The organism is Mucilaginibacter frigoritolerans (assembly GCF_007830615.1).
Taxonomy (GTDB): domain Bacteria; phylum Bacteroidota; class Bacteroidia; order Sphingobacteriales; family Sphingobacteriaceae; genus Mucilaginibacter; species Mucilaginibacter frigoritolerans.
The window spans coordinates 224,307-235,083 of sequence record NZ_VLLI01000011.1 but is presented as its reverse complement, the minus strand read 5'-3'; the positions used below and the strand labels follow the sequence as shown (position 1 = coordinate 235,083).

The window sequence follows — 10,777 nt, the reverse complement described above, 5'->3', positions numbered from 1 at the left end:
AGGTATAACCTACTCAAATGTGGTTACTATAATGTATGGCAATACCGGCAATAACTTGCAAGCTACACGCATCGGTATTTATCCAAATCCATGTAAGAGTATTTTAAATGTGTCTATTGTTGATCCGATTAGTTCGTCAACAGCGTCTGGAACTACACCAAAAAGCTATGCCATCAAAATTTATAATATGGCAGGGGTAGTGATCCAGGATGTAACTTCAGCAGACACAACCTGGCAAACTGATGAAAGCAGTCTTATTCCGGGTACTTATATTGTGAAAGTGTTCAATAACAGTAATAACAGTATTATAGGTCAGGGTACATTTATAAAGCTATAGTTTTTAAATATTCAGAAAAGGCAAAGCCTCTGGATGAAAATCTAGGGGCTTTGCCTTTTTAGAGGGAGTTAGTAAAGTAAAAAATATTTCAACCACACTGAATTCTTTCCATCTGAGCAGGAAACATCTGCTGGAGGGAAAAATATAAGATAGTTGTCATGTTTAAATGCAATCAGCACATTTTTGCGCCCCTGAAACTGACCGATAATCATCATATTCATACAGGGATTTACAATAATAAGATGATCGGACAATTGCTTGATTGCTCGTTTTGAATAGTGATTCAAATGATTATTGCCCCTTTTCTTTAAATGAAATTCCTTTTTCGTTCCAAATTGACATCTATTTTATATAAAAGTGTACCGAACTGGCATTACAAATGAAAAATATTTTTGTAATGAATATATGCTGAAACCTATTTGGAAAAATGATAAAACATAAACACGTTCAGGTTTTTATTGAGAAAAATCTTTTTTCAGGTAAATCACTTTGATTAAAAAAAATTATTTTATTAAACTTTAGAGAAATACTGTCCGACAGGTTCCTGGAAATTTCTCCATTATGATAAGGAATGATCTAAAAGTACCATATGGTCTGTTTGTCGCCTTTTTAAATGCCAATATCTTTTCTGGTTATGTTGAAAACGAGACATATTGTTTATACTTATAACGCTAATAAGTGATTGGTTTACAAGGCTATTATTAAATATAAAGAAATATTTAATAATAGTTAATGTTGTTAAGTCGCTTATTTTTGATAAAATAATGAGTTGGATTTAACAAGAAAGGTAAGACGTTGGAAAAGAAGGAGAACTGTCAGATATCGACTAAATTAATGATCTATCTCCATAAAGGCCTATTTAGTCTATATATTTAGTAGTATATTAAATTTATTTATATATTTGGGCCGTAAAACAAACGCAATGAAAGCACTTTTACATTCTTACACCAGCTCATCAAATATTATATGTACTGGAACAGTACATGTGATGTGCCACTCCTGTTGTTGTTGCTAAACGGCAAAACACAATACCATTAACCGGTTGCCAACACCTTAATAAATCCCAATGGCAAATTATGTCTTAACCGAAAGCGGTAAGCTGCACCACTTAAATATTGAATAGAAAATGAAATCATAATTTACAATCACCCCAAAATAAAACCGGCAAGGAAGCCTTGCCGGTTCATTACACTGACAGATCAGCCAAGACTGCGAATCACATGCTGATTGTCACCGAGTTTTACTAACGAACAAGTCATTAACATAAAACATTTAAATATATGGAAATATATATCCATGCCAAACACGTACTTAATAAGCTCTTTCTTACACTCCTTTTTTCGATAATATCTTTTACCGTTTTTGCACAAAAGGAAACTCCTATAATCAATTCAAAGCTAGAGGGTATAGTTACAGATAGCTTAACCAAACAGCCCATAGCAGGCGTTTTATTACGTATTAAAAATGTTACCCACGAAGTGGTTTCCGGAGCGAACGGACGTTTTTCTATTGTAACCGGTCAAAAGTTTCCCTACACATTAATAGTAAGTTTTATTGGCTACAAAACCAAAGAGGTAGTGGCTAACGGAAGTCCGTTAAACATACAACTTGCCGAAAATATTGCCCAGCTAAACGATGTGGTAGTGGTTGGCTATGGCACACAGAGAAAAAGTGACCTTACCGGCTCTGTAGGGTCGGTACCCAAAAACATTCTTAACCAACCGGCTGCATCGTTTGATAATTTATTGCAGGGTTCGGTTCCGGGGGTAGCAGTAACGCAAAACTCCGGTCAGCCAGGTAGTACAGCTACCATTAGGATACGCGGTGGTAATTCTATATCATTTGGTAATGCACCTTTATATGTAATTGATGGTTTTATTATTTATAACGATAATGATTACACCAACGTAGGTTCAAACGGTACCAGCATAAATGCACTATCAACCATCAACCCAAGTGATATAGAATCGATAGAAATATTGAAAGATGCTTCTGCCACGGCTATTTATGGCTCGCATGGAGCCAATGGGGTGGTTATCATCACCACCAAAAAAGGCAAAAAGGGGACTAACAATGTAAATTTCAGTACTTATTATGGCATTCAAAAAGTAGCCAAAAAGCTCGATCTGCTTAATGCATCACAATGGGAATCATTGGTAAATGATGTAAACGTGAGCGATGGCGTTACTCCAACTTTTTCTGGAGGTCAGATAGCTGCCGCAGGAGCCGGTTCAAACTGGCAAAATGCTGCTCTTAGAAACGCACCTGTACTGAATGATGAATTAAGTATTTCAGGAGGAGATGAAAAATCAAGGTATCTGATCTCCGGTAACTATTTTAACCAAGAGGGCGACATTTTAAACACCGGCTTTAAGAGATATTCGGCCCGTGTAAACTACGAGAAAAACGTAACCGATAAATTCAAAATATCAACCAACATATTCGGAAGCCAGTCAATAGAAAACAAGCTTTATGGAAGTGCTTATAACAGTATAAACTTCAGCAATGCTTATGCTAACTTATTACTTGCCTCTCCGCTTGCTTTAATCAGGAACCCGGATGGTACTTATAATACAACGAATCCATACCTGGCAACGCCAACTAATCCGTTGCAGGATATTACTGCTACCACCAATACCACCACGCTTACCCGTATCCTGGGAAATGTGGCTGCCGAATACAAATTGCTTACTGATTTAACTTTAAAAGTTACTGCTGGTACTGATATATTAAATACTGCACAGGACTATTATGCCCCATCCTACACAGGCTCTCCCGCAGGTAGTTCAACAGGTTATGCCGCCAGTGGTTATGCTTCAATTGGAGCAGGCAATGAATTAAGCTGGTTGAATGAAAACACACTTACTTACGATCATAATTTTAATAATAAGAACTACTTAAACATACTGGTAGGTTATACAACTCAGTATACCCGCTTCAATTCGTCTGTTGCTTCTGCGCAGAAGTTTCCTAATGATTTAACTTCTTACAATAATCTTTCATATGCAGGCGTAGCTAATTTGCCAACGTCCAGCGCAGCTACCGAGGCCTTAGACTCTTACCTGGCCAGGGTAAATTATTCATTTGAGCACAAATACAACGTTACCGTTTCTGCCCGTGCGGATGGTTCCTCAAAATTGGGGGCAAACAATAAGTGGGGGTATTTCCCGTCAGCGGGTTTCTCGTGGAATGTTGACAGAGAAGATTTTTTTAGACCTCTTAAAGAAACCATCAGTAACTTAAAACTAAGATTAAGTGCCGGACAAACAGGTAACTCAGAGGTGCCGCCATATAGCTCATTATCAGCCCTGGCGCCAACTAATTATTATTTGGATGGTAAGCTGGTTACCGGTATTGCGCCATTGCAATTACCCAACCCCGATTTAAAGTGGGAAACAACAACCCAGTATGATGCAGGCATTGATGCGGGATTATTCGGCGGGCGTATCAATTTAACTTTTGATGCCTATTACAAAAAAACCAGCAATTTATTACTTAACGTACCACTGCCACTTTATACCGGTTATGCCAGTGAACTGGAAAACGTTGGAAGCGTGGAAAATAAGGGTATTGAGCTTGGCATAAACACCGACAATATTAAAAGCGATGATTTTAGCTGGAAAACCAATATTCAATTTGCCGAAAACAGGAACAAAGTATTAAGCCTTGGTCCAGGTGTTAACAGTTATTATCCTTTGGCGCCTACAGGGCAGGTATCGCCGGTAATTGTTAAGGTTGGCTTGCCTGTAGGTACTTTTTGGGGATACTCAACTAACGGGCTTTTAACGGCAGCTGATCTGTCAAAAGGAGTACCACTATTGGCAGGTGTACCACAAAAAGTTGGTGATACCAGGTATGTAGACTATAACAATGACGGACAGGTTACTACTGCTGATAAGCATAACCTGGGCAGTGCGCAGCCTAAGTTTACCGGAAGTTTCACCAATACGTTTACCTATAAAAAATTTGATCTTTCTGTATTCTTCCAGGGTTCTTATGGTAGCAAAATCTTTAATCTGCTGCAGCAAACTTTAGAAAGACCAACACTTACCCAAAATGCTTCGGCCACTTTATTAAACAGATGGAGCTCATCTAATCCAAATGGTACTGTGGCAAGGGCTACTGACTCACCGGTGCCGCAGGTAACTGATCGTTATATCGAAAACGGTTCATACCTCAAACTTAAAAATGCATCACTTGGCTACACTTTCGATAAAAGTGTTGCTTCAAAAATCGGTGCTAAACAATTGAGAATTTATGTTTCGGCCCAAAATATCTTCACTATAACCAAATATACCGGTCTTGATCCTGAAGTGAGTTTTTATGATAACGACAACACCAAACAGGGTATAGATTATGGCACTTATCCGCCGGTAAGAACTTTCCTTGCAGGGCTTAGTGTCACTTTTTAATAACCAATAGATTAAAGCACAATGAAAAAGATAACATCATATAAAATCATCCTATTAACCGGAGTATTGGCAATTGGCACGCTTATTTCCTGCAATAAGCTAACCGAAAACCCCAGCTCGGTAATTGTATCTTCTCAATTTTATAAAACAAGCTCTGATGCCGTTTCAGCAGTAAATGCGGTTTACAGCACATTAAACAGCGATCCGGCAAGTGATTTTCCACTATATGGCAGGCAATTAAATTTATTGGTTGAAAACGCAAGCGATAACCAGATTTACAGCCCCAGTAACACCAACCCGGATGTAAGGGCATTAGGAACAGAAACCTATATTTCATCAAACAGCAGGGTGCAAAAGGTTTGGCAGCAGCTTTACTATGGCATTAACCGGGCTAACATTGCTATTGATAATATTCCGGCAATATCAATGGATACTACATTGAGGGCCAGGTTAGTAAGGGAGTCGAAATTTGTAAGGGCCCTTTTATATTTTAACCTGGTGCGCTTATACGGTGCGGTGCCATTGATATTGCATAACCCCAGCAGTATTGATGTTAATAGCCTTTTGGTTCAGCGTACATCTGTTGATTCTGTTTATGCGCAAATCGTAACCGACCTTAAAAGTGCCACCAGTTTACCTAAGACCTATTCAGGGGTTGATATCGGCCGGGCAAGCGGAGGTGCAGCACATACTTTATTGGCTAAAGTTTATTTAACCCGTCAGGATTGGACCGATGCTATTACCGAACTTAATACGGTAATTAATGGTGGTTATGGTTATAGCCTTTTCCCCAATTACTACGATGCTTTTCAAAAGGCTACCAAAAATGGGGTTGAACATATATTCTCTGTGCAATTTGAAACAAACCTTGGGGCGGCAAACAGTGCACAATATTTAAGCGAATCGTTTACCTCATTCAATACCGGAACATTCCCTATTGATATACCTGCTGATAGCAGCGTTTATAAATTGTTCAGCGCTGCCGATAAACGGAGAGCGGTAACCTTTTATAGCTCTGTTTATAATGCCGCTACAGGCAAAACGGTAGTTTTTAATAATTCTTACGCGCCATACTTTAACAAGTTTGTTGATTACAGCCTTTCGCCATTGAGCATACAGATACAAAGCGGCATTAACTACCCGGTATTGCGCTATGCTGATGTTTTACTAATGTATGCCGAGGCACAAAATGAGCTTAGTGGCGCACCTACCAGTGATGCCTACAATGCCATCAACCAGGTTAGGCAAAGAGCAGGCATCCCCAACTTAACAGCGGGTTTAAGTCAGTCTGATTTCCGCGATTCTGTTTTTTTAGAGCGAAGGAAAGAGTTTATACAGGAGGGGCACCGCTGGTTCGATCTGGTGCGCCAGGGTGGTACCGTGTTGGTTGATGCCTTGCATAAACTACCTGCAAAATCAGCAGCAAGCAGCAAAAATAGTTTATTTCCTATCCCGCTGGTTGAAATCCAGATTGATCCGAAATTGACACAAAACCCTGGATATAATTAATTTTTAAACCATTAAAAATCAAGCATATATGACATTATCAGATGTAACCCTTTTAGGAAAAAAGATACTGGTGGGCATTGTTATCACCATAGTACCTTTTGTCATTATTACAGGAGGTCTTTGGCTTACGCAAAAGCTGTTGACTGACCATCCCACAAAACAACCGATTGTTAAACCTATTAAACCCGAAGCATCATGAAAGTTGAACCTGAAGTTAAAAAGCAGATCACCCGGAACGTGATTTTAAGCCTGTTCCTTTATCTGCTGCCTATTGCGCTTATGTTTCTTACCTTTTTAATCACCGGTGAAAGGCCATGGGAGAAAAAAGCGCCTAAAAAAGAAAATGTAAAATCAGTAAACAATAAAACCAGTTTAAACAATGGAAACAACGATTGAATTCATCAGAAAAATAGTGGATAACCTGAACGGTTTCGGTTTTCCCTTTTTAGTATTTTTTATTGGGGTGCTCGAATTTTCATTTGGGCTTTACAAAAGGAAATGGCCCAAAAACGAGCGCTATGTTGATATTGCCTGCTTTGTTCTGCCACGGCTTGTGGTGCAGCCGGCGGTTGCTTATTATAGTGTAACGCTTTTGCCCCACATATTTCCGGCATTTAAAAATGTATTTAGCTGGGTGCCCTTTATATGGGGATTTGCCATTATAGCTGTTGCAGATGATTTAACGCAGTACTGGTACCACCGCCTGCACCACCAAATTCCATGGTTGTGGCGTTTTCATCGTACACATCACTCGGCATCATACATGGGTATGGCAATGGCCAGCAGGCAGAATGTGATTTATACAATCTTTTTTTCGCAGATATATCTTACTGCGGCATTGGTTTATCTGGGTTTAGGTATCTCGGCTATAGCCGTAAGGGTAATTAAATCAACCATTACCACGCTGGCGCATTCAAGTATTCCATGGGACAAACCTTTTTATAAATATAAAGTACTACATCCTATAGCCTGGGTATTGGAAAGGCTTATTTCAACGCCTGCAACTCACCATGCACACCATGCAGCTACTACTGATGATGGCGTTGGCTATTACAAGGGCAACTTCGGTAACATGTTTTTTTTATGGGATATTATTTTCGGTACAGCGTTAATATCCAGGCAATATCCGAAAGCTTATGGAATATCTCATTATGAAGGCGACCAATGGTATGCACAATTATTGTGGCCCATATTTAAATCAAAAGTTGAAGGAAGTGAACTGGCGCCAAGTGGCCCTATGGTTCGTATTGATATAGATAAAGAACCGCTTTCTGGCGAACAGGCTGAACCCCAACTTGCCTCTTTGCAGCCATCTTATCCAAACAGTTAAAATGATGAAAAAAATTAAAATCAAACACTTATTGGCATTTACGGGTGTGCTGGCTTTCAGTTACGCCCATGCCCAAAACTATACCCAGCAGCAACAACCATTTACGGGTGTTATCGGTAAAACCACTGCTGATTCAAAAGAGGCTTGGACACCTAATATCAAGGCACCTAAAGGTGCACCAAATGTAATTTGGATATTATTGGATGATGTTGGCTTTGGGGCGTCATCAACATTTGGCGGGGTAATCAAAACGCCCAATTTTGATACATTGGCCAACCAGGGCTTAAGGTATACTAATTTTCATACGGCGGGTATTTGCGCGCCAACACGGGCAGCCTTATTAACCGGCCGAAACCATCACTATGTACATGAGGGTGGATTTTCACATACAATTTTATCAGCAGGCTTTCCGGGGTATGATGGCCGGATTCCGTCAGATAAAGGAACTATAGCCGAGATTTTGCGCGAAAGTGGCTATAACACTTTTGCCGTAGGTAAATATGGCTTAACACCCGATGAAGATGCAACCGATGCCGGCCCGTTTGACCGCTGGCCATCCGGAAAAGGCTTTGATCACTTTTTTGGCTTTTTGGGTTCACAAACTGATCAGTACCAACCCGACCTGGTTGAAGATAATGCCCACGTAACACCTGATGGACGTAACCTTAACGAACAAATTACCGATAAGGCTATTAGTTACCTGAGCCGTCAACAGCGGGTAGCACCTGATAAACCTTTCTTCCTTTATTATGCACCTGCGGCAACACATGCACCGCACCAGGTGAGTCATGAATGGAGCGATTTATATAAAGGTAAGTTTGATGAAGGATGGGATGTTTTCAGAAAAAGGGTTTTTGAAAATCAGAAAAAACAGGGCATAATACCTGCTAACGCCGTTTTACCTGATCGTAATCCGAACATTAAAGCCTGGGATGCGCTTTCGCCCGATGAAAAGAAACTGTATGCCCGTTTTATGGAAGTTTACGCTGGGTATTTAACTTATGCCGATGCACAGGTTGGCCGTTTAATTCAATACTTAAAAACCAGTAAACAGCTTGATAACACTTTAATATTTGTGGTTATTGGTGATAATGGCGCAAGTAAAGAAGGATCGCTGAATGGTGATATTGATCGTCAGATTTTTTCAAAAGCAGCTAACGAACAGGAAAATATACAACATAACCTGGACAAAATAGGAGAGATTGGAACCCCTGAAGGCAAGCAAACAAATTATCCTTTAGGTTGGGCACAAGCCGCAAATACGCCGTTTAAATATTGGAAACAGGATGCCAATGCCGAAGGTGGTACCCGTAATCCTTTAATTGTTTATTATCCGAAGGGCATAAAAGATGCCGGGAGCATCCGTACGCAATATGGCCATGTGAATGACCTGTTGCCTACCACGCTTGAATATTTGGGCATTGCTCCGCCAGAATATATCCGAGGTATAAAACAGGACACTTTGCAGGGAACCTCATTAGTGTATTCCTTTAATGATGCTAAGGCAGCTTCACGGCACCGGGTACAGTATTATTATATTTTTGGCTCCAGGTCTATTTATAAAGATGGCTGGAAAGCAGAAGTATACCATCACCCTGATTTTACAGACTATGGCAAATTTAAACCTGGCGTGGATACAGTTAATAACTTTAGCAAAGATGTTTGGGAATTGTATGACCTGAATACCGATTATACTGAACGCATTAACCTGGCGGCGAAATATCCTGAGAAATTAAATGAGTTAAAAGCGCTGTTTGAAGACCAGGCGCAAAAGAATCATCTATATCCGTTTATTGATTGGGAGGATGTACTTAAAGGCCGGATACATCATACAACAGGGCCGGTAAATAACCCAGGTAAATAATAAAGTATTATGATAAGGCAGCTTTCGTTTCTATTCCTATTGCTGATTATTTTTTGCAGCTGTACGCAAAATGCTCAAACAACTGCCGGTATTGTTAAGATACCGGCAGTTGTTTGCGGCGCAAAAAAAGCAATCTGCTGCGAATCCAATATCCCAAAAAGATTTGCAGTGCTTCATACAAACCCGGTCATTGTTCCTGATTTGAAGGTAAATGATGCGCACAAAGGAATGGTATGGATAAAGGCCGGTACATTTATGATGGGTGCAGATAACAAACAAGCATTGGATGACGAATATCCCAAGCATAAAGTTAATGTTAACGGTTTTTGGATGGATACTACGGCGGTTACCAATGCTCAGTTTGCCCGCTTTGTGCACGCCACCGGGTATATTACAACTGCCGAGCGTAAACCCGACTGGAACGAATTGAAAAAACAATTGCCCCCAGGCACTGCCAAGCCCGCCGATAGTTTACTGGTTGCCGCATCATTGGTGTTTGATCCACCCAAAGGCGCGGTTGACCTGAATGATTATACCCAATGGTGGGCCTGGAAAGCAGGCGCAAGCTGGAAACACCCGCATGGGCCGGATAGTAACATTAAAGGGAAAGATAATTACCCTGTGGTGCATATATCATGGTATGATGCAGTAGCTTATTGCAAATGGGCAGGTAAACGGTTGCCAACAGAAGCCGAATGGGAATGGGCAGCTAGGGGTGGTTTACAAAACAAAATTTATCCCTGGGGTAATGAACAGGTTGATGTGGGTAAGCCCAAAGCCAACACATGGCAGGGGCATTTCCCTGATAAAAATACCGTGAAGGACAAATTTTACGGTCTGGCCCCGGTAGCCTCATTTGCACCCAATGGTTATGGTTTGTATGACATGGCTGGCAATGTTTGGGAATGGTGTGCAGATTATTATAACAATACCTACTATCAATCCATAAATAAACCAGGCGGCGTCAGTAACCCAAAGGGCCCGGCAAACAGTTATGATCCGGATGAACCGTATGCCAAAAAAAGGGTCGTGCGTGGAGGTTCATTTTTATGTAATGAAAGTTATTGCACGGGCTACCGTGTAGCACGACGTATGAAAAGCACAGAAGACAGTGGAATGGAACACCTTGGATTCAGGTGTGTGCAGGATTAAGTTTGTAAAAAGCGCCTGGATTATTTGTCCGGGCGCTTTTATTATTTCATAAATCAAATAGCTCAGAAATAAAGATTCTTTAATATTTCTACCTGTCTGTTGTTATCACCGGCCCAGTGATATATATTTTGAACAAACTTGAACTGGATTTGAATTGGCGCGGTATATACAGT

8 protein-coding genes are annotated in these 10,777 nt (G+C 40.4%); all 8 read left to right on the top strand.

Annotated elements, in window-relative coordinates; translation table 11 throughout:
• A partial coding sequence (locus JN11_RS18390) for a T9SS type A sorting domain-containing protein (protein ID WP_144914892.1) occupies positions 1-337 on the top strand: 337 nt, incomplete at its 5' end.
• A 1,280-nt stretch (positions 338-1,617) separates the two neighbouring features.
• Positions 1,618-4,749 carry a SusC/RagA family TonB-linked outer membrane protein gene (locus JN11_RS18385; protein ID WP_144914890.1) on the top strand — a complete coding sequence of 1,044 codons (3,132 nt, stop codon included), beginning with the start codon at positions 1,618-1,620 and terminating at the stop codon, positions 4,747-4,749.
• Positions 4,750-4,770: 21 nt separating this feature from the next.
• The gene (locus JN11_RS18380) at positions 4,771-6,258 is read left to right on the top strand and encodes a RagB/SusD family nutrient uptake outer membrane protein (protein WP_144914889.1); all 1,488 of its coding nucleotides are present in this window, start codon (positions 4,771-4,773) and stop codon (positions 6,256-6,258) included.
• A gap of 28 nt (positions 6,259-6,286) precedes the next feature.
• On the top strand, positions 6,287-6,457 hold the full coding sequence (locus tag JN11_RS24505) for a hypothetical protein (protein WP_170227791.1): 171 nt from the start codon (positions 6,287-6,289) through the stop codon (positions 6,455-6,457).
• Complete coding sequence (locus tag JN11_RS18375) at positions 6,454-6,654, top strand: hypothetical protein (protein WP_144914887.1); 201 nt, start codon at positions 6,454-6,456, stop codon at positions 6,652-6,654. Before JN11_RS24505 ends, JN11_RS18375 begins: the two co-directional genes overlap by 4 nt.
• Entirely contained in the window at positions 6,638-7,588 is a 951-nt protein-coding gene (locus JN11_RS18370; protein ID WP_144914885.1) for a sterol desaturase family protein, read from the top strand. The genes JN11_RS18375 and JN11_RS18370 overlap by 17 nt, the downstream gene beginning before the upstream one ends.
• A 4-nt stretch (positions 7,589-7,592) precedes the next feature.
• Entirely contained in the window at positions 7,593-9,452 is a 1,860-nt protein-coding gene (locus JN11_RS18365) for an arylsulfatase (protein WP_144914920.1), read from the top strand.
• 9 nt (positions 9,453-9,461) lie between these two features.
• Complete coding sequence (locus tag JN11_RS18360) at positions 9,462-10,604, top strand: formylglycine-generating enzyme family protein (protein WP_144914884.1); 1,143 nt, start codon at positions 9,462-9,464, stop codon at positions 10,602-10,604.
• The last annotated feature ends 173 nt before the right edge of the window (positions 10,605-10,777 follow it).